Raw genomic sequence first — 19,193 nt, 5'->3', positions numbered from 1 at the left:
GCGCCGCGCGGCGCCGGCAAAACAAACCCCGGCCGAGAGTGCTTCTCTTGGCCGGGGCTCTCAAGGGTTTCATGAGATATCACGCCCGCAAGGTCAAGCCCCGCGAGACTTCAGGCAACATCAGAACACAAGCTGATGCGCATGCTTGACGCCGGGAATGGCCTGCACGGCATCGAGCACCGCCTGCGGCACCGCGCCGTCGACCTGCACCAGCGCCACCGCCGAACCGCCCTCGGAATCGCGGCCGAGCGCGAAGGTGGCGATGTTGATGCCGGCGTCGCCCAGCACGCTGGCGAAGCGGCCGATGAAGCCCGGCTTGTCCTCGTTCGAGACATAGATCATCGAGGGCGCGAATTCGGCGTCGACCTTGATGCCCTTGATGCCGACGATGCGCGGCTTGCCGTCCGCGAACACCGTGCCGACGACGGAACGCTCCAGCGTATCGGTGACGACGGTGAGCGTGACCAGCGCATCGTAATCGCTCTGCGCCTCGCGCGTCGTTTCCTCGATCACGATGCCGCGCTCGCGGGCGATGGAGGGCGCGGACACGACGTTGACGTCCTGAAGGATGGGACGCAGCAGCCCGGCGATCGCCGCCGAGGTGAGCGCCTTGACCTTGAGCTGCGCCACCGACCCCTCATAGGTGATGCGCACCGTCTTGATATCCGTCTCGGTCAACTGGCCGGCGAAGGAGCCGAGTTTCTCGGCCAGCTCGATGAAGGGCCGCAGCTTCGGCGCCTCCTCGGCCGTGATGGAGGGGAAGTTGACGGCGTTGGTGATGGCGCCGCGCAACAGGTAATCCGAGATCTGCTCCGCCACCTGGAGCGCGACGTTCTCCTGCGCCTCCGTGGTGGCGGCGCCCAGATGCGGCGTCGCCACGACATGCGGATGGCCGAACAGCGGGTTCTCCTTCGCCGGCTCCACCGTGAACACGTCGAAGGCCGCGCCGGCGACATGGCCGCTGTCGAGAGCCGCGCGCAGCGCCACCTCGTCCACGAGGCCGCCGCGGGCGCAGTTGACGATGCGCACGCCCTTCTTCGTCCTGGCGAGATTTTCGGCCGAAAGGATGTTCTTCGTCTTCTCGGTCAGCGGCGTATGCAGCGTGATGAAATCGGCCCGCGCCAGCAGGTCGTCGAGCTCGACCTTCTCGACGCCGAGATCCCGCGCGCGCTCCGGCGACAGGAAGGGATCATAGGCGATGACGCGCATGCGCAGGCCGACGGCCCGCTCCGCCACGATGGAACCGATGTTGCCGCAACCGATGATGCCGAAGGTCTTGCCCGTCAGCTCCACACCCATGAAGCGGTTCTTCTCCCACTTGCCGGCCTGCGTGGAGGCGTCGGCGGCGGGGATCTCGCGCGCCAGCGCGAAGGTCAGCGCGATGGCGTGCTCGGCGGTGGTGATGGAATTGCCGAACGGCGTGTTCATCACGATGATGCCGCGCGCCGTGGCGGCGGGAATGTCCACGTTGTCGACGCCGATGCCGGCGCGGCCGATCACCTTGAGCCGGGTGGCCTTCTCCAGCAGTTTCGGCGTCACCTTGGTGGCGGAGCGGATGGCGAGGCCATCGTAATCGCCGATGATCTTTTCGAGTTCGTCCTTGTCGATGCCGGGGCGGAAATCGACGTCAACGCCGTTGTCCTTGAAGATCTGGACGGCGGCATCCGACAGTTTGTCGGAAATGAGCACCTTGGGAGCGGTCATGTCAGCAAGCCTCTCGGGCAAATCTTTTTTGCAAATCTCGGGCGGAAGGAAGGGCGAGGCGCGGCCGTGCCGCCCCCGCCGCATCCGGTTCGCTCAGGCGGAAAGCCTGGCCTTTTCCGCGGCGAAGGCCCAGTCGAGCCAAGCCGTCAACGCCTCGAGGTCGGCTGCCTCGACCGTCGCGCCGGCCCAGATGCGCAGGCCGGGAGGCGCGTCGCGATAGGCGCCGATGTCATAGGCGGCGCCTTCCTTGTCGAGAAGCGCGACGATGCCCTTGGCAACGGCGGCCACCGCCTCCGGCCCCTTCGCCACCACATCCGCATCGACGATCGACAGGCAGACGGAGGTGTTGGAGCGCGTCGCCTCGACCTTGGCGAGATTCTCGACCCACGGCGTGCGCGCCACCCAGTCGTGCAGCACCTTGGCGTTGGCGTCGGCGCGGGCGATCAGCCCGTCGAGACCGCCGACCGATTTCGCCCATTGCAGCGCGTCGAGATAATCCTCGGTCGCCAGCAGAGAGGGCGTATTGATGGTTTCGCCGACGAAAATGCCCTCGATCAGCTTGCCGCCCTTGGTGAGACGGAAGATCTTCGGCAGCGGCCAGGCGGGCTTGTAGGTTTCCAGCCGCTCGACGGCGCGCGGCGACAGGATCAGAATGCCGTGCGCACCCTCGCCGCCCAGCACCTTCTGCCACGAGAAGGTGACGACATCGAACTTCTTCCAGTCCAGCGGCTGCGCGAAGGCGGCGGAGGTGGCGTCGTTGATGATGAGCCCCTCGCGGTCGTCCGCGATCCAGTCGGCGTTCGGCACGCGCACGCCGGAGGTGGTGCCGTTCCATGTCAGCACGACATCGCGGGTTTTCGTGTCGACCTGCGAAAGATCGGGCAGTTCGCCGTAAGGAGCCTTGATGACGCGCGCGTCTTCCAGCTTGAGCTGCTTGACGACATCCGTCACCCAGCCCTCGCCGAACGATTCCCAGGCCAGCAGGTCGACGCCGCGCGCGCCGAGCAGCGACCACAGCGCGACCTCGACCGCGCCCGTGTCGGACGCAGGCAGGATGCCGATGCGGTAATCGTCGGGAACCTTGAGAATTTCACGGGTAAGATCGATGGCGAGCTTCAGCTTCGCCTTGCCGATCTTGGCGCGATGGGAGCGGCCCACCGCCGCATCCTTGAGCGCCTCGACGCTCCAGCCGGGGCGCTTGGCGCAGGGGCCGGACGAGAACGCGGGATTGACCGGCCGCGCGACGGGCTTTGCAATATCTGTCATGTATCCATCCTCACAGATGGGCGCTTCCCGTTGGGGGGAAGTGTCCCGCTGACAGCGATACCGGAATCGCCCCCCGCGCGCAAGCAAATCCGCAGCCCCGGCGCATTTTTTCGCCGCTCCCCTCAGGAGCGGCGCGCGGCCTCGATGCGGGCGGCGATTTCGTCTTCCAGCAGGCGGGCGAGCGAGCCCTTATAATGAATGTGGTCGAAATAATCTTCGGGGTCTTCGGTTTCGGTCCGCGCACCCGGCCATTCGATGATGATGGTGCCGGGGCGCGCCGACGCCATCTGCGCCAGCGCCGCGTGGCACCGCGCCTCCGTATCGGCCTCAGGCGTGCCGGGCCTGGTCTGACCCGTCACGAACGCGGGCGGGATCATGAACACCACGAGCGTTTGCGCGGGAACGCTTAGAAGCGTCTCGCGCAGCGCGTCGAGCGCCGGAAAACGACCGCTGTCGTTGATGATTCCCTCGACCTTGTATTCCATGAGCTGCCGGCGCTTCTCCGGCCCCTCGAACCCTTGCAGGACGTATATCGGATCGTAATCCCAATAGCCGTCCGGCCGCGACCGGTCCCGCGCGCCGAAAACGTACTGGATGCGCCGCAACCCCTCCTCCAGCACGCTGAACCGGGCAAGGCCGCCCGCGTAGACGAGCGGGTCGTCGTCATAGAGCCAGAACGGGAACGGATTGACGGGCGTGAGCGTGGGATCGGCCTTGCACCAGTAGGCGTCCGTACCCAGCAGAATGACCTCGGGCGGCGCCTGCCGATGGCGCAGATACCAGCGCAACAGCGTCAATTGCTCCCTGGGATGCGTGCCGGGAATGGTGAGCGATGCGAAGCGCGCCCCGGTCATCTCGGTCAGGCGCTCGGGATTGAGCGCCTGCATGCGGGAATTGCCGATAATGACGGAATCGAACGATTGATCGCGCGCGCGGCTGGCGTGCTCGGTACGGGTGCCCTGCGCACGCACGCCGGGCGGATCGATGAGCGTCACCCGCCCCGTGCCGTAGGGATCGAGCACGAAAAGCGCGGCGACGGTCGCCGGAAACAGCACAGCGACCAGCGCCACAAGCGTGATGGCGAACCGCCGCCACCGCAATTCCTGATCGCCCTGCACCCCGAACTCCGCTCTGTTCGTCTGTTGAAATTATCTTTCCCGAAACCTGCGCCGATTTTCCCGGAGCATGCCCTAGAACTGGAAGTAGATGAACTCATAATTGGCGTCATCGCCGATCTTGAACAGGATGATGACAAAGACGATCGCCGCCACCACAGCCACCCAGCGCGCGGGCGGCAGGCGGTGCACGAAGGTCCAGGCAGTCGGCCCCACCAGCGCCACGGCGGCGGCAAGCGCGATGGTGCGCCACCTGATGCGCTCTCCCTCCGGCCCGAAGCCCAGAAGCGCTTCGTAGACCGTCCAGGCCGCCTCGAAGCTCGTGGCGCGGAACATCACGAAAGTCAGCGCCAGAAAGACGAATGTCAGCGCCCAGCCGACGAGCGGCGGCATCGGCAGCCGCGCCCTCTGCCACAGCACGCCCACGCAAAGCCCGGCGCCATGCAGCATGCCCCAGGCGACATACGTCAGCCCCGCGCCGTGCCACAGGCCGCCGAGCGTCATGGTCATGAACAGCGCGAACAATTGCAGCGTGAGGCCATGCCGGTTGCCGCCCATGCCGATGTAGAGATAATCGCGCAGAAAGCGCGACAGCGTCATGTGCCACCGCCGCCAGAAATCCTGTAGCGAGGTGGCGCGGTAGGGACTGTCGAAGTTCTGCGGCAGCACGACGCCGAACATCAGCGCGATGCCGAGCGCCATGTCGGTGTAGCCCGAGAAATCGAAATAGACCTGAAACGGAAAGGCCAGCGTCGCCTGCCACGCCGCCGACACGCTGACCGCCCCGTTCGCCGCCGCCTCGTAGGCCGGGTTGACGTAAAGCGACAGTGGATCGCCGATGAACACCTTCTTGGCAAGGCCCACCGTCAGCAGCAGCAGCCCCCGCGCGAACCGTTCGACGGCATCCGAGCGCAGATAGGGACGCTCGTCGAACTGGTGCATGATTTCCGTCCAGCGCACGAGCGGGCCGGCGAGCACCTGCGGAAAGAAGGCGATGTAAAGCGTGTAACGGACCAGCCCGAACTGCGGCGCGCGCCCGGCCTTGAGATCCGTCAGATACATGATGTGATGGAACGTGAAGAACGAGATGCCCAGCGGCAAAGCCAGCGCCAGCGGCGTGAACGTCGCGCCGGTGATGTCTCCCGCGAGCCCCAGCGCGAAATCCGCATATTTGAATATGCCGAGCACCAGCAGGTTGACGGCGATGGCGCTGTAGATCAGCGCGGATCGCGTCCAGTGCCCGAACGCCCGCGCGATCGCCCAGTTGACGACGATCGACGCCATCAACAGCGGCAGGAACCGCCAGTCCCACCAGGCGTAGAACGCAAACGAGAGAACCGCGAGCAGCGGCAGCCGCCACGCGGGCGCAAACCGCTCGGCCATCCAGTGGAGAACCAGCGCGCAAGGCAGGAAGACGAGCAGGAAGGCAAAGGAATTGAAGAGCATGCGGGCGTCTGGTTCCGTGGCGAGGCGGGCGCCGCTTCGCATGGGGGATACGGGATGCGGCGGACAGGACCGGCCGCCGATTCGAGCCGGCCAGCGGCCAATCTAGTAGATACGCCCCCGCAAATAAACCCTCGCGCAGACCGTGGAAAGCGGCGGCGAGCCGCTTCCGTCGCCGATGCGAATATATTCGGCCGGAAAGGCTTATGCGCTCTTCGCAGAACGATTAAAAACGTCGGACTTCAGGCGGACCCTCACAGTGCCGATCCTTCCCGCGCCGTCCGTCCGGTTGCGGACGGCCTTTCCAAAAAAACCTTCTTCAGGAAACATCGCGGCTTCCCGGAAAAGACGATGCCTCACCGGACCGGGATGATGACATCCGCTTTCCCCGGCAAACGCCTTGCGGAATCGGCCCGTGCAGGCGGGGCACCGACAGCCGGCTTTCCGGCGGCCGGATTATAGAGCCCCCGACGCGTGGGAACCGGCCGGAAGGCTTCCGTCAACCCGACGATCGTCTCGGCCGCGCCCAGCATCATGAAACCGTCGGGCGGCATCACCTGGGCGATCCGCTCCAGCACATCGGCCTTCGTTTGCGGATCGAAATAGATCAGGACGTTGCGGCAGAACACGATGTCGAACACGCCCAACCCGGTGAAGCGATCGAGCAGATTGAATTTCTGGAGCGTAACCATCGACCGGATGGCGGGAAGGATCTCCCAGGCATCGCCGCTCCGCTCCTGCTTCCTGACGAAATACTTGGTCAGCAGATGCGGCGGCAGGCCGCGCTGCACCTCGAACGGCGTATAGCGCCCCGCCTGCGCACGATCCAGCGCTTGCGAGGAAATATCCGTACCGAGAATGTCGATCCGCCAGCCGGACAGGCGCGCGCCCATCTCCTGAAGGCAGATGGCGAGCGAATAGGGCTCCTGCCCTGTCGACGCAGCCGCACACCAGATGCGGATATGCCGCTTCGCCGCCCGCGCCTCCAGCAAATGAGGCATCATGACGCCGGAAAAATATTCGAACGGCAGCTTGTCGCGGAAGAAAAACGACTCGTTCGTCGTCATCGCTTCCACCACCGCGGCGCGCAACACCCCGCCGGCATCGGAACGACGCAACTGGCGGACGAGTTCGCTCAGGTCGCCGAGCCCGGCCTCCCTCGCCACCGGGGCGAGCCTGCTCTCGACAAGATAGTGCTTGTCGGCCGGCAACGCGAGGCCCGACTGTTCCTTGACGAGGCGCGCGATGAAGTCGTACTCATCGTCCTTCATCGGCCGCTTCCACGCAAGAGTTCTCTCAGCTTTCCGCCGATCTGCGTCAGCGGAAAAATGCCGGCGCAGGCACCGGCGGCAGCGACGGCTCCCGGCATACCCCAGACGACGCTGGATTCTTCATCCTGAATGACGACGCTGCCGCCGCTGTCGGCGATGGCCAGCGCGCCCGCTCCGCCGTCGCCACCCATGCCGGTGAGCACCACGCCGAGAGTCGCCGCGCCATAGACCTGCGCCACGGACCGGAACATCGGATCGACGGCCGGCCGGCAAAAATGTTCCGGCGGCGCATCGCTCAGGTGTGCCACGACCGCGTCATCGGCGCGCCCCACGAGGAGATGGCGGCCTCCGGGCGCGACATAGATGCGGCCGGGAACGAGCACCTCCCCTTCCTTGGCTTCGGCCGAGGGCACCCCGGCGGCGCGGCCGAGCTGCTCGGCCAGCAGCGCCGTGAAAGTCGGCGGCATATGCTGCACGACGATGACCGGCACGCGGGCCAGCACATCCTTGCTGGAACTCAGAACCTCGACCAGCGCCTGCGGCCCGCCCGTCGAGCTGCCCAGCGCCAGCACCCGCGGCGGCACGCTGGAGTAGGAGCGCAGGGCCTTCGCCCCCTCGGTTCCGGGGCGTCTGGCGGTTTGCACGGGCAGGGCATGACCGCGCGCGGCCAGTCCGCCCGCGCCCGGCGTGGCCACTTCCCGCTGGCCGGGCAGCCGCGCCCGCGCATCCGCCGACGGCGTCTCCCGCGTGGCCGCATGCTCCCGCGACGCCACCGGTGCGGGTCCGCTTTCCCGCGAGCGGCGCAGCCGCGCCCGCGCGCCAAGCTGCTTCACCAAGTCGATGAGCGTGCGGCGATAGTCCGCCGCGCCCGCGATGCGCCCGCTGCCGTCAGGCTTGGCAAGACATTCCGCCGCCCCGAGCGCCAGGGCGCGCAAGCTGATCTCCGCCCCCCGCCGCGAAAGCGTCGACGAAACGATCACGACGAGACCGGGACGCCGTTCGAGCAAAAGCGGCAGCGCCGTGAGCCCGTCCATCTCCGGCATCTCGATGTCCAGAATGACGACATCGGGCTTCGAGACCGCCACATCGTCAACCGCCTTGCGGCCATTGGCATGGACGGCGACGATGCCGACGCCCGCCTCATCCCCGAGCCAGCGGCTGGTGAGGCCGCGGATGACCGCGGAATCGTCCACGACCATCACCCGTATATCGTCAGGGCTACCGCCCGTCTGTGGATCCCGCGTTACGGACACGGCCGGCCCCCTCCCGCTGCGAATGTTATGATCGCCGGTGCATCATCGACACGCGGCTTATGAAGCGACATAATCTTCCCGGATGCTCGCCAGCACGCTCTCGACATCGAGAACCGCCAGCAGTTCCCGCTCCAGCGGGAAAACCCCGTCCGTCACGGCGCCCCACCGCTGATCCAGGTTGGGTGGCTTGGCGACGAGCCGCGCCTTGTCCAGCGTCAGGACCTCGCCCACCTCGTCCACGAGAAGGCCATAAACCTCCCCCTGATACTCGATGCCGACGGCGATCACGGGCTCGCCTTCGTCACGCACCGGAAAACCGAGGCGCCGGCGCATGTTGATCGCCGTGACGATACGCCCGCGCAGATTGAGCACGCCGTCGACCTCCACCGGCGCCAGCGGCACGGGCGTCACGCGCTGGGGCACGAACACGTCATGCACGGCCCAGATCGGAAGCCCGAAGAGCTGACCCGCGATGCGCACCGTAACGAACTGGCCATGGCCTTCCTCCCGGACGGCAGCAAGCTGCATACTCATGGGGTGACTCCCGTTCCGCTTGCGGTGAACTCTTCGAGGGCTGCAAGAAGCCCTTCCTTGTCGAATTTGGCGATATAATCGGTGAAACCGACCTTGCGGCCACGCTCGATCGCCTCCGGCGTATTAAGCCCGGAAAGGGCGATGACCGGCAGATCCCGCGTACGCGGATCGGCCCTCAGCTTCTCCACAAAAGTGAAGCCGTCGATTTCGGGCATATCGATATCGCTCACCACGACATCCAGGAACATGCCGGCATCGATATGCCCATAAGCATCGCGCACGCTCTCGCACACCGTCACATCGTAGCCCGCAGCCCGCAGCATGGGCGACAGCATGTTGCGGAAGAACGCGCTGTCATCGACGAACAACACACGGGGCTTCGAAGCGACATTGGTGGCACGCGGACCGGCGACGGCGCGGAAGGTCGCCGGCAGGAAATGGCCGATGTCCAGGATCTCCGTCGCCCTGCCCTTGACCACGGCCGTGCCGAGAATGCCGGGTATCGTGGAATTGAACTCGATCGTGAAGCTCTCGTCGACGATATCGATGATCTCGTCCACGACGAGTCCGATCGCCTTGCCGTGATCGGTGAACACCAGCATCGCCCGCTCGCCCTGCACCTTGTCGCGGGAAGCGTCGCTGATATAGACGAGCGGCATCAGCGAACCGCGATACTGCACGAGATCCTGTCCGGTCAGCCTTTCGATGCGCGCGGCGTCGAACACTTCCAGCCGGGTGACGAGCGAGAGCGGCACGGCCTTCGGCTCTTCCGTGCCCGCCCGGAACAGGATCAGGGACATGTTCTCCGCCCCGGCTCCATCGGCGATTCCCGCCGGCTCCTCGTCATGCCCGCTGACGACGCCCGGAACGAGGCCGCTCGCCATCGCCTGCGCCATGCTGTTGGGATCGATGATCATGATGACGCTGCCGTCGCCCAGAATGGTCGTGCCGGAGAACATCGACACGTGACGCAGGATCGACGACACCGGCTTCACCACGATTTCTTCGGTATGCAGGACGTTATCGACCCCGATGCCGAACGCGCGGTTGCCGACCTGCATCACCACCACGAAGCTGTCGTCCTCCTCGCTCACGTCGCGGGTGCCGATACCCAGCAACTGATCCAGATAGACGATCGGGAGAAGCTTTTCCCGCAGGCGCAGCACCGGCGCGTCCTTGAACCGCTCGATGCGGTGCTCGCTGCCCTTCTGCACGCGCACGAGCTCGACGACGGCCAACTGCGGGATGGCGAAACGCTCCGTCGCCGCCTCCACGATCAGCGCCGAGACGATCGCCAGCGTCAGCGGAATCTTGATCAGGAAGGTCGACCCCTGCCCGCGACGGGACAGCACGTTGACCGATCCGCCGATCAACTCGATGTTCGTGCGCACGACATCCATGCCTACGCCGCGGCCCGAGACGTTGGTGACGACCTCCGCCGTCGAAAAGCCGGGATGGAAGATGAAGGCGTGAATCTGGGCGTCCGACATCTTCTCCGCGTCGATCGCCGAGACGAGGCCCTTGTTCACCGCCTTTTCGCGAATGCGTTCCGTGTTGAGACCGCGACCGTCGTCGCCCACCTCGATGATGATGTGTCCGCCTTCGTGATAGGCCGAAAGCCGGATGGTGCCCGCCTCGCGCTTGCCCGCCCTCACGCGATCCTCCGGGCTTTCCAGCCCGTGGTCGGCGGAGTTGCGGATCATGTGCGTCAACGGGTCCTTGATCATCTCAAGCACCTGCCGGTCGAGCTCCGTATCGGCGCCCAGCATTTGCAGATCGATCGGCTTGCCGAGATCGCGCGACAGATCGCGCACGATGCGCGGCAGTTTCTGCCAGGCATTGCCGATAGGCTGCATCCGCGTCTTCATCACCGCTTCCTGCAACTCGGCCGTCACGTGGGACAGCCGTTGCAGCGGCACCTTGAACTCGGACTCCTCCTGCCGACGAACCAGATCCAGCAACTGGTTGCGCGTCAGCACCAGCTCGGACACCATGGTCATCAGTTGCTCGAGGGTCTCGACATTGACGCGAATCGATTGCGCCGCGCCGCTGCGCGCAGGAGCGCCGGCATCCTCGCCGTGCGCTGCCGGAGCTTCACGGGAGGCGAGCGGCGCGGGCTCCGCCGCCGCCGGCGGACGCACGGCCACCTGGGCGCTCTTGCCGGCCTCCTTTTCCGCCTTGACCGACAGAGACCCGGCGGCCTCACGCGCTCCGCCGGAAGCCGGCCGGGGATCGACCGGCGTTTCACGGAACAGACGCTCGAGTTCATCAAGATCCTCGCCGCCGGCATCCTCGCCCTCAGCCTGAGCCGACACGCTCTCCACCGGGACAACGGCCGGCGGCTCCTCGGGCACGGCCGGCGCACCGGCTTCCGCCTTCTCCGCCATATCGTTGAGCGCGCTGATCAGATCGCCGTCGTCGCCATCCGGCTCATTCCCGTCGCCGGCCTCGAGCCCGCCGACGATATCCTTGATGCGGTCGATGGAGCGCATCACCAGATCGACGGCCTCGGGCCGCACTTCGGCGCCCTCACGAAAACGCCCCATCAGCGTTTCGGCAGCATGCGCCAGAGAACCGAGGCGCGGCAGCCCCAGGAAGCCGCACGTCCCCTTGATCGTGTGGACCAGACGAAAAATGTTGCTGAGAATGTCCGCGTTATTGGGATCGCGCTCGAACTTCACCAACTCGGCATCGATCAGGTCGAGGCTTTCCGTCGCCTCTGTCAGGAACTCACGCAAAAGGTCATCCATAGCAGCAACTCCAGACTTCCAACGACGCCCGCGAACAAGCAATCCACACCATCACCCCTGAAACGACGAACCGCCGCCCGCCGGCATCCGGGCCATTGACGGCAGCGCATCGCCAGGGGCGGCGAATTCTCAATCAGTCAACTATTTCCTGCTTTCCGATATAATTAAACTCTTCTATGAGAACCTCGGTAACGATCTCGGCCCCAAACATCTCATTGACGGATTTCTTGATGTTTTCCGTCAGCTTGTTCAAATCTTTCTTGTTGACGCCATCGAACTGGCGATCCGTATCGTCATAGATGAGCCTGAACGCACGATCGACGATCAACGGTTCCGGCGGAATCGAAATCTCCCGCAAGGTACGGGCGTCGGCGGTATAGACGAACTGCGCCACCACATATCCCTTGACCTCGTTATCGGCCACGATGGGCACGTTGATCAGCCGCAGCTTGCGAAACTCAAGCCCCTCGAGATAGACGACCTCTTCGGTTTTCTTGACCTTGCTCGATGACCAGTCCGCCACGGAATATGACGAAACGAGCGTCACGATGCACACCCACAGGCCGATCAGCACGAAGCGCATCATCGTCCATATCTTCCAAACGGGCCGGACTCGGCATAGGTGCCGTCAGAATCGGCAATGCGGGCGCTTTCGTTCACGATCGCCGTGATCTCGCGCGCGGCCTCCAGATATCGCGCCAGCATCTCCTCGCTCTCACGCAGCCTGTCCCGGATGCGGGCGACATCCCGCCCGATCGCCCGACGCTCTTCATCGGACGCAAGGGCCTCGACCGTCACCGCACGGGAAAGACGCCCCAGATCGAGCAGGCATTGGCTTTTCCGATGCATGATCGCATCGAAATCGCCAACAAGCCCCTGACGGAGAAACTCGCTTTCTGCGTCGAGCGCCGCCTCCAGACGATGAAGCACCTGCCTCAATGCCGCATGCGCCGGCACACCCGCGACATCCCTCGATCCGGGAACGAGACCACCTTCCGGCGACACGGCACCGCCCTCGTCGCGCCGAACACGACCATCGCTCATGCCGATTCACTCCGCGCGGACACGCCCTCATCCAGCCCCGGATGCGCATCCCTGACAGCGCGCGCGATACCGATTCCGCCCGACCGTGCCAATTCCTCCGCCATTTGCTGTGCAAGAAGAGACTTCCACATGTCGCCAGCGAAACCGCCGCCGAACCATGACGCCTTTTGCGGCAGAATCGCTTCGACAAACTTTTGCAGCGTCACCGCCTCGAACTGCTGATAGACGTCCGCGGCGCCGTCGCGCCCACCCAGCCGAAGCCGCGCCCGCTCGACGTCGAAGACTGGCCGAAACCCGCTCCCCGAAGCGGAAGTCCCACCCTCCCGCGCACCGTCGGCCGGCGATTGGGCAAAGGCATGCGCGACATCCCGGGCGACACGCGCATAGTCTTCCCCGCTCCGAAGCTCACCACTCCCAAGCGCATTGACAGCCGACCGGAATCGCGCCGGGTCGGCTGCCCTGGCGACATCCATGACGATATCGACGGGAACACTGACGGCCATGACACTCCCACTCTATCACCGCGTCCATGCCCGGCGGGACCGGCGCCTGCCGCTCCCGTCCAAAGCACGTATCAAAGCGGACATTACCTTTCGGACCTTACGCGAGGCTGTCGCCTCCGCCGGCCTTTCGCGCCTCGAGAATCCTTTCCAGTCCGACCTTTTCGTCATCGGCCTCCGATTCCCGCGCGACGTCGCGCGCCAGCCGCTCGGTACGTTTGAGACGCAGCGCCTCATCCCGCACCCGCTCCTGCAACGCCTCGCTCTTGGCCCGAACCTCCTCGCTTTCCTGCGCAAGCCGCGTGAGACGGCGCGCCATCGATCCCACGAACAGGCCATGATGCACGGCCCCGTCGTTGAGGCGGCCGATCAGATCTTCCTGCGCCTTCCTGAGCCCGATCTCGTCGCGGCGCAACAGCGCAAGTTTCCACTCCGACAGGCGCTTCAACTGCCGCTGCACCTCGACGACACGCTCTATTTTCCGCAGCCGGTCCTTCATGCAAGACTATCCATGCAGCAGCCAGCGTGAAAAACCCTTTATAAACTCGGACAGCATTTCTTGAATGAGCATATAAAGAATGAACATACCGCCTGCGATGACGAACGGTATGGATATGAAATACACTTGAATTTGTGGCGTGAATTTATTGATGACGCCTATCGTGAAGTTGATGATCAGGGAGTACAAAATGATCGGGGAGCAAATACGTAACGCGAGCAGGAACGAATCCTTCAACTGGTCCGCCACGCCGACCAGAGAAAGCCGGGACTGAAACAACAATCCGGGCGGCAGATTATCGTAGGATGCGGCGACGGCGCGCAACACCTCCCAATGGAGATCGGCCGCGAATACGAGCATCGCGGCAGATAATCCCAAAATGTTGCTTAGCGGCGGCAAAGCCTCCATCTGATCGAAGGAAACACCCGAGGGGTTGCTGAGACTGAGCGACATGGCCACGAGGACGCTCAATGTCTCGAACGCAAGAAACATCAGCCGCCCGAGAAAACCGATCCAGAGACCGGCCAGCGTTTCCGAAACGATAAGGAGCAGCAGGAAGGAAAACGGCTTGCCCTGAAAGACCGCGCTCACCTTGTCATAGAACAACGGAAACAGCACCAGCGTAACCGCAAGTGCCACATAGAGCCTGATTCTGACGGGAATACTTGCGTTCGATAACCCCGGCATCAGCATGAAGCAACCGCCGATCCTGCACATCAGCAACAAGGCGCCGATGACGGCATCGGATGCGGCGATGGGAATCACGATATCGCCCCGAGGCTCTCGATCTGGGTTCCGCGTGCGATTTCGACATGCGACAGAACGGCAAGCGCCGGATACATGCGTTCAATGATCATGCGCACATAGGGGCGCGCATCAGGGGCGGCGACGAGCACGAACGCCTTGCCTGCCCCCAGATGCCTGCGGATCGCCTTCGACGCCTCCGCGCCGAACTCCTCGACAAGCGAAGGATCTATGTCGATCTCCAGCACCTCGCCACGGGCGTCGCGCCGGATGCTCTGATGAAAGACGAGATCCCAGCGGTTGCCGAGCCGCAATACCCGCAACACCCCCTCGTCGGAAAGATCGCCGCATATCTGCTGCGCTATCCGCAAGCGCACATGCTCGACGATCTGCTCCGTCTTGCGCACATGGGGGACGATTTCGGCGATCGCCTCCAGAATGAGATTGAGATTCCTGATGGAAACGCGCTCCGCCAACAAAAGCTTGAGCACGGCCTGCAATCCCGAATAGGAGATCTGGGAAGGACAGATGTCGTCGATCAGGCGCTTGTATTCGGGATCGAGCTGGTTGAAAAGCATCCGCATGTCCTTATAGGACAATAGCAGAGGCAGGTTATTCCGAATGATTTCGCCCAGATGCGTGAGCAGAACGGACATGCCGTCGATCGGCGCAAGACCGAGCCGCTTCGCGTCGCTGGCGTAGATCTCATTGATCCACAAGGCTCGCATGCCAAACGCGGGTTCGCGCACCTCGTCGCCTTCGATCGCGGGACGCGGACCGTCGCCGATAATGACCAGAAAATCGTTCAGCCGCAGCTCATGCGACGTCACGATCGTGCCGTGGATCTTGATCTGGTAACTTTTAGGCGGCGTGGCGAGACTGTCCGTCAGCTTGATTTCCGGCACGATGAAGCCGTATTGCTGCGCGAACTTGCGGCGCATCTTGGACACGCGATGCATGAGCTCGCCCTGATTGGATTTGAGCCGGACGGAAAGCTGCCGCCCCATGCACAACTCGATCTCGGCCGTCCTCAAGGTCTCGCGGATGGCCTCGCGCGTATCCACCTGCTCGAGCGCACGTTTATTCTGGAGCTCGATCTCATCCCGCGCCCGCTGTTCCGCACGCCGTTTCGGAATGATGTAACCGACAAACGCCAGCATGCCGCCCAACGCGAGAAACGGCAGCATCGGCAGGCCCGGCGTCAGCCCCATGAGCGCCATCAGCCCTGCCGATACGAAAAGCGCCTTGGGATAAGCGCTCAACTGCCCGAAAACCGCCTGCTCCGCCGAGCCCTGCGTGCCGCCCTTCGACACCAGAAGACCCGCGGCAAGGGAAACGATCAGCGCCGGGATCTGCGACACAAGACCGTCGCCGACGGTCAGCTTGGTGTAGATGTCCGCCGCCTGGGATAACGGCATGCCATGACGCGTGACACCGATGACGATGCCGCCGAAAATATTGACGGCCGTAATGATGAGGCTCGCCACCGCCTCGCCGCGCACGAATTTCGACGCACCATCCATGGAGCCGAAGAAGGCGCTTTCCTCTTCCAGCTCGCGCCTGCGGCGCTGCGCCTCCTTGTCGTCGATCATCCCGGCCGAAAGATCGGCGTCGATCGCCATCTGCTTGCCGGGAATCGCGTCCAGGGTAAAACGCGCGCCCACCTCCGCGATACGCGTCGCACCTTTCGTAATGACGAGAAAGTTAACGGTGATCAGAATGGCGAACACCACGAGCCCGATAACGAAATCGCCGCTCATCACGAACTGCGAAAACCCGTGAATGATGTAGCCCGCCGCCGTAACACCCTTGTCGCCGTCAGCCAGGATGAGGCGGGTCGTCGCGATGCTGAGCGCAAGGCGCAGGATCGTGGCGATCAGCAGCACGGTCGGAAACGCCGAGAACTCCAGCGGCTTCTGGATCCATAGCGCCACCATCAGGATGAGAACCGAGAGCGCAATCGACAGCGCGAGACCGATGTCGATGAGGAACGGCGGGATCGGCAGAAACAGGATCAGCAGGATCGCGACGATACCGATCGCGAACGTGACGTCGCGGCCCTTGTTTCCCTGCGTCGCGTTCAAGCTGCCCACAAAAAGATCAGCCATTCGACCCCATCATCCCGGCTGGAAAGCTTTCCGATCGATCGGAAGCGTTCGATCGACAAGAATTCTTTCAAAAACAAGTTACTTCATACTATCCGCGAATAACCGATCCTTCCCGCTTCGGCAGGAGCACCAGAAACGTCGCTTACAGAAAAAGATGCTCACTCGAATCCTGTAACGATGCGGCCATAAACCTGTTCGGCGAACGTGAATATTTTTGCGCCCATGAACGATCCCGTGAGCGCCGTCACCGCCAGAATGGCGATGATTTTGGGAATGAACGTCAACGTCATTTCCTGAATCTGCGTCAACGCCTGAAAAAGCGCGATGATAATGCCGACGAGCATGGCAGCGCCGACGGCAGGGCCGGCGCCGATGATGATCGTCCAGATCGCGGACTGAACGAGATCCAGTGCATCGGCCTCATTCATAGCCGCCTACCCCGGCAATCCCCCAGAGCGCTGTCATCAGGAAATCGATACACCTTCGCCCAGCAGCAACGTCTTGCCGCTCGTGAGCGTTGCGAGCGCGCCTTCGCTGGTGATCTTGATCGACACGATTTCGCCCGAAACATCCCCCTCGCCCGACGTCGCCGTCCGCCCGATCAGGCTGTTGGCCTGCGACAACGACTGCGATGACAGCAACGAGTCAAGCTTCTTGTTGGTGGCCACGGACTGCTCGACCTGGGAGAATGTCGCGAGTTGCGCCATGGACTGTGACGCATCCATCGGCGCGGTCGGATCCTGATGCTTGAGCTGTTCCACGAAAAGCTTCAGAAAAGCCTGATAGTCGAGCGTCGTCTTGGATGGCTGCGCCGTGCTCGCGGTCGCCGCCTGCCCCACGCTGTTCACCGACACCATCGTCGTATCTCCTACGGGTTGCGGCGGCATCAAGCCACCTTGCGCACTTTCTCACTGCCTTTGACTTCAAGATGGAACAGACCGCGCAAAACGCGCAGCGCGTCGAAGGGACGCTGATCCGCGACAAGCTCACCGACCTTGCCGAGCCCGGCAATGACGGCCTCATCATCATGAGCCGCCTGCATCGGCGCGATGAGGCTGAGGGCGGACGCCCGCATGGTTGCCGCAGAAGACGGATCGATGAGCATCGACTGAACGATGAAATACAACTGCCGGAGAGGAGTCGTCGCTTCCTCAAGCTGCAAAACATGCGCCTCCAGAAGAAAAGTAGCGTCGTTCAGCAACTCTATGGTCACGCGGCGCTCGGCTCGCAGCACGGCGCCGTTGATAAACAATCGCTCACCCGCCTTCAGGCTCAACCGCATGGCTCTTACTTCAATCCGTCGCGAACGAGCTTGTTGACGCTGATAAGCCCCGAGATATCCTCGGACTCGCCATACCGAACCCGCTGCGCTTCCTGCAAAATCCACCCGCCGATAGAGATCAGGGACCCCCGCAGCTCTTCCGGGAGAGCGTTATCCGGGCTGATGAGATCATCGATCAGGAACTGCCACAGCTCCATCACCCGCGTGATCGCCAATTCCCCCTCCGGCGACCCACGCCCCTGACGCGCCGCCTCCTCGAGCAGATCGATGACAATGTCGAATGCCCGTCGCTCGCTGGAACGCACCGCCTCGGGATCGTTTTCCATCATTTCGCCATAAGAAATCATGTACATGATACTGATCTCACCCAGAACGTATTCTCGTTCACATTCTTCAACATTATCGATCTGTTTTCCGACTGTCGCCGATTACAGGTAATTGAGGAGACTGAGATTCTGCAATCGTGCGGTCAAGGAATACGCCAGGTTCAGTTGCAGCTCGAAAGCGTCCGAAGCCACCTTGGCTTCCGCAGGATCGACGCCCTCGAGCGTCACCAGATTCTGCTGCAACAGGGTTTCCTGCGCCTTGAGCTTCTCGTTGGCGGTCGTAATGCGCGCTTGCGCCGTGCCAAGATCGGCCTGCATGATCATGAGGCCGTCCATGGCCTTGCTTATCTGATCGATGGCATAAGATACGGTCGCCTTGAAGGCTTGCTCATTCAGATCGGACGATGGCAAGGCGCCGAGCGCCGCATAGGCCTGCGCAAACTGACGGAACGGATCGGCATTGGTATTGACGGAGGTAACGATTTCCTCGGTGATGGAAATCCGGGTGCGGATGTTGGCATCAGACGCGGACGACCAGCTACCCTTCCAGTTCGCATCATTGAACTGAAAACCGTAATCGGCATCGTTGGTGTCGACAGCCGCCGCGAGCGCAACGAGCGCATTGGTCTTCGTCGTGATTTCCGTCTGAATATCTGCGGGGAGAGGATCGGAGGACGGCCAATCGTTGCCGGCGCGCCATTCGGCCTCCAACTCACCGGGCAAACTGGCAGCCAGATCGGCAGAGTCCGGCCTGTTGAAGAATATATTGATTTCCCTTTCACCGATGTCGCTTATCGTGGGCGCAGCGGTGTTCCCCAAACCAGGAGGCACGTCGGTCGGCAGGTTGGTCCAATAGGTCGTGAACTCACCGGCCAAAAAGTCATTGAAAGCGGCCTGCACCGATGCCGACTCATCGGTCATCGGCGACTTATCGGTCTTGATGCCGCCGAACAGCTTGGCTCCCGCGAAGGATGAATTGAGCTTGTCGATCAGCGCGGTGAGATTGCGCTCGGCCTCGCCCTTTATCGTTGCGGCCGATACCGGGTTGGACGGCAAGCCGACAAGCGTCGCCAGCATGTCATCCGCCGTCTCATACAACTCGGCAAGCGCGGCCTGCGTCGCATCGAGACGCCCGGCGGTGACGCCGTTCGAGGTCATGAGAGCGCCGACGCGATCGACCTCCTGATAGAGAAGCGTAGCGTAACCCGTCTTTGCACCCAGCACAAGCCCGACATCCGCATGCCGCCCCTCGACCATCTCCTTGCCAAGGCGCGCAATCTCGGCTTGCGCGTTACGCGCGTAGAGACGCGGGCCGTTCAGCAGGTTAAAAGTGGATACGAAATTCGCGGCCATG

Annotated in this window: 19 protein-coding genes; all 19 read right to left on the bottom strand. The window is 63.2% G+C overall.

All coding sequences use genetic code 11. The features are described from left to right. Positions 1-120 precede the first annotated feature (120 nt). The 19 genes from serA to ACOYJQ_RS10120 all read right to left on the bottom strand — a co-directional run bounded on the left by serA (position 121) and on the right by ACOYJQ_RS10120 (position 19,192). A complete protein-coding gene (gene serA, locus ACOYJQ_RS10210) occupies positions 121-1,704 on the bottom strand; it encodes a phosphoglycerate dehydrogenase (protein ID WP_433458153.1) in 1,584 nt (527 codons plus the stop codon). Between the two features lie 93 nt (positions 1,705-1,797). After that, the gene (locus tag ACOYJQ_RS10205; RefSeq protein WP_433458151.1) at positions 1,798-2,970 is read right to left on the bottom strand and encodes a phosphoserine transaminase; all 1,173 of its coding nucleotides are present in this window, start codon (positions 2,968-2,970) and stop codon (positions 1,798-1,800) included. Positions 2,971-3,092: 122 nt separating this feature from the next. Continuing rightward, entirely contained in the window at positions 3,093-4,088 is a 996-nt protein-coding gene (locus ACOYJQ_RS10200) for a hypothetical protein (RefSeq protein WP_433458149.1), read from the bottom strand. Between the two features lie 72 nt (positions 4,089-4,160). Further along, the gene (locus ACOYJQ_RS10195) at positions 4,161-5,531 is read right to left on the bottom strand and encodes an MBOAT family O-acyltransferase (protein ID WP_433458148.1); all 1,371 of its coding nucleotides are present in this window, start codon (positions 5,529-5,531) and stop codon (positions 4,161-4,163) included. A 353-nt stretch (positions 5,532-5,884) separates the two neighbouring features. Beyond that, positions 5,885-6,799: a CheR family methyltransferase gene (locus ACOYJQ_RS10190; RefSeq protein ID WP_433458146.1), complete on the bottom strand. Its 915-nt coding sequence runs from the start codon at positions 6,797-6,799 to the stop codon at positions 5,885-5,887. Further along, entirely contained in the window at positions 6,796-7,998 is a 1,203-nt protein-coding gene (gene cheB / locus ACOYJQ_RS10185; RefSeq protein ID WP_433458145.1) for a chemotaxis-specific protein-glutamate methyltransferase CheB, read from the bottom strand. Before cheB ends, ACOYJQ_RS10190 begins: the two co-directional genes overlap by 4 nt. A 111-nt stretch (positions 7,999-8,109) precedes the next feature. Further along, positions 8,110-8,586, bottom strand: coding sequence for a chemotaxis protein CheW (locus ACOYJQ_RS10180; protein WP_433458143.1), 477 nt, complete (start codon positions 8,584-8,586; stop codon positions 8,110-8,112). After that, complete coding sequence (locus ACOYJQ_RS10175; protein ID WP_433458142.1) at positions 8,583-11,336, bottom strand: hybrid sensor histidine kinase/response regulator; 2,754 nt, start codon at positions 11,334-11,336, stop codon at positions 8,583-8,585. The genes ACOYJQ_RS10180 and ACOYJQ_RS10175 overlap by 4 nt, the downstream gene beginning before the upstream one ends. A gap of 133 nt (positions 11,337-11,469) precedes the next feature. Beyond that, the gene (locus tag ACOYJQ_RS10170; protein WP_433458140.1) at positions 11,470-11,922 is read right to left on the bottom strand and encodes a hypothetical protein; all 453 of its coding nucleotides are present in this window, start codon (positions 11,920-11,922) and stop codon (positions 11,470-11,472) included. After that, positions 11,919-12,380 (bottom strand): flagellar protein FlgN, encoded by a 462-nt coding sequence (locus tag ACOYJQ_RS10165; protein ID WP_433458138.1) that lies wholly within the window; start codon positions 12,378-12,380, stop codon positions 11,919-11,921. Before ACOYJQ_RS10165 ends, ACOYJQ_RS10170 begins: the two co-directional genes overlap by 4 nt. Continuing rightward, positions 12,377-12,883, bottom strand: a complete 507-nt coding sequence (locus tag ACOYJQ_RS10160) for a rod-binding protein (RefSeq protein WP_433458136.1) — start codon at positions 12,881-12,883, stop codon at positions 12,377-12,379. Before ACOYJQ_RS10160 ends, ACOYJQ_RS10165 begins: the two co-directional genes overlap by 4 nt. Positions 12,884-12,980: 97 nt before the next feature. Further along, positions 12,981-13,379, bottom strand: coding sequence for a hypothetical protein (locus ACOYJQ_RS10155; protein ID WP_433458135.1), 399 nt, complete (start codon positions 13,377-13,379; stop codon positions 12,981-12,983). 6 nt (positions 13,380-13,385) lie between these two features. Further along, positions 13,386-14,144 carry a flagellar biosynthetic protein FliR gene (gene fliR, locus ACOYJQ_RS10150; protein WP_433458133.1) on the bottom strand — a complete coding sequence of 253 codons (759 nt, stop codon included), beginning with the start codon at positions 14,142-14,144 and terminating at the stop codon, positions 13,386-13,388. Beyond that, the gene (gene flhA / locus ACOYJQ_RS10145) at positions 14,141-16,231 is read right to left on the bottom strand and encodes a flagellar biosynthesis protein FlhA (protein WP_433458131.1); all 2,091 of its coding nucleotides are present in this window, start codon (positions 16,229-16,231) and stop codon (positions 14,141-14,143) included. The genes fliR and flhA overlap by 4 nt, the downstream gene beginning before the upstream one ends. 158 nt (positions 16,232-16,389) lie before the next feature. Continuing rightward, positions 16,390-16,659, bottom strand: a complete 270-nt coding sequence (fliQ, locus tag ACOYJQ_RS10140; protein WP_433458129.1) for a flagellar biosynthesis protein FliQ — start codon at positions 16,657-16,659, stop codon at positions 16,390-16,392. A 36-nt stretch (positions 16,660-16,695) separates the two neighbouring features. Continuing rightward, complete coding sequence (gene flgD, locus ACOYJQ_RS10135; RefSeq protein WP_433458128.1) at positions 16,696-17,088, bottom strand: flagellar hook assembly protein FlgD; 393 nt, start codon at positions 17,086-17,088, stop codon at positions 16,696-16,698. 29 nt (positions 17,089-17,117) lie between these two features. Further along, on the bottom strand, positions 17,118-17,513 hold the full coding sequence (flbT, locus tag ACOYJQ_RS10130) for a flagellar biosynthesis repressor FlbT (RefSeq protein WP_433458126.1): 396 nt from the start codon (positions 17,511-17,513) through the stop codon (positions 17,118-17,120). A gap of 5 nt (positions 17,514-17,518) precedes the next feature. Continuing rightward, positions 17,519-17,866 carry a flagellar biosynthesis regulator FlaF gene (flaF, locus tag ACOYJQ_RS10125; RefSeq protein ID WP_433458124.1) on the bottom strand — a complete coding sequence of 116 codons (348 nt, stop codon included), beginning with the start codon at positions 17,864-17,866 and terminating at the stop codon, positions 17,519-17,521. 75 nt (positions 17,867-17,941) lie between these two features. Continuing rightward, the gene (locus ACOYJQ_RS10120; RefSeq protein WP_433458123.1) at positions 17,942-19,192 is read right to left on the bottom strand and encodes a flagellin; all 1,251 of its coding nucleotides are present in this window, start codon (positions 19,190-19,192) and stop codon (positions 17,942-17,944) included. Position 19,193: the final 1 nt, after the last annotated feature.

Source organism: Pseudochelatococcus sp. (assembly GCF_050946405.1).
GTDB lineage: Bacteria > Pseudomonadota > Alphaproteobacteria > Rhizobiales > Beijerinckiaceae > Pseudochelatococcus.
Note: the sequence above shows the minus strand (reverse complement) of the source record. Positions and strands in the feature narration are given on the sequence as shown.

Coding starts and splice junctions, on each gene's coding strand:
- ACOYJQ_RS10180 (WP_433458143.1), bottom strand. CDS start 8,586: ATGAGTATGCAGCTTGCTGCCGTCCGGGAGGAAGGCCATGGCCAGTTC.
- ACOYJQ_RS10155 (WP_433458135.1), bottom strand. CDS start 13,379: ATGAAGGACCGGCTGCGGAAAATAGAGCGTGTCGTCGAGGTGCAGCGG.
- flhA (WP_433458131.1), bottom strand. CDS start 16,231: ATGGCTGATCTTTTTGTGGGCAGCTTGAACGCGACGCAGGGAAACAAG.
- ACOYJQ_RS10175 (WP_433458142.1), bottom strand. CDS start 11,336: ATGGATGACCTTTTGCGTGAGTTCCTGACAGAGGCGACGGAAAGCCTC.
- ACOYJQ_RS10165 (WP_433458138.1), bottom strand. CDS start 12,380: ATGAGCGATGGTCGTGTTCGGCGCGACGAGGGCGGTGCCGTGTCGCCG.
- serA (WP_433458153.1), bottom strand. CDS start 1,704: ATGACCGCTCCCAAGGTGCTCATTTCCGACAAACTGTCGGATGCCGCC.
- fliQ (WP_433458129.1), bottom strand. CDS start 16,659: ATGAATGAGGCCGATGCACTGGATCTCGTTCAGTCCGCGATCTGGACG.
- ACOYJQ_RS10160 (WP_433458136.1), bottom strand. CDS start 12,883: ATGGCCGTCAGTGTTCCCGTCGATATCGTCATGGATGTCGCCAGGGCA.
- ACOYJQ_RS10120 (WP_433458123.1), bottom strand. CDS start 19,192: ATGGCCGCGAATTTCGTATCCACTTTTAACCTGCTGAACGGCCCGCGT.
- cheB (WP_433458145.1), bottom strand. CDS start 7,998: ATGGTCGTGGACGATTCCGCGGTCATCCGCGGCCTCACCAGCCGCTGG.
- ACOYJQ_RS10170 (WP_433458140.1), bottom strand. CDS start 11,922: ATGATGCGCTTCGTGCTGATCGGCCTGTGGGTGTGCATCGTGACGCTC.
- ACOYJQ_RS10205 (WP_433458151.1), bottom strand. CDS start 2,970: ATGACAGATATTGCAAAGCCCGTCGCGCGGCCGGTCAATCCCGCGTTC.
- flaF (WP_433458124.1), bottom strand. CDS start 17,866: ATGTACATGATTTCTTATGGCGAAATGATGGAAAACGATCCCGAGGCG.
- flgD (WP_433458128.1), bottom strand. CDS start 17,088: ATGGTGTCGGTGAACAGCGTGGGGCAGGCGGCGACCGCGAGCACGGCG.
- ACOYJQ_RS10190 (WP_433458146.1), bottom strand. CDS start 6,799: ATGAAGGACGATGAGTACGACTTCATCGCGCGCCTCGTCAAGGAACAG.
- flbT (WP_433458126.1), bottom strand. CDS start 17,513: ATGCGGTTGAGCCTGAAGGCGGGTGAGCGATTGTTTATCAACGGCGCC.
- ACOYJQ_RS10195 (WP_433458148.1), bottom strand. CDS start 5,531: ATGCTCTTCAATTCCTTTGCCTTCCTGCTCGTCTTCCTGCCTTGCGCG.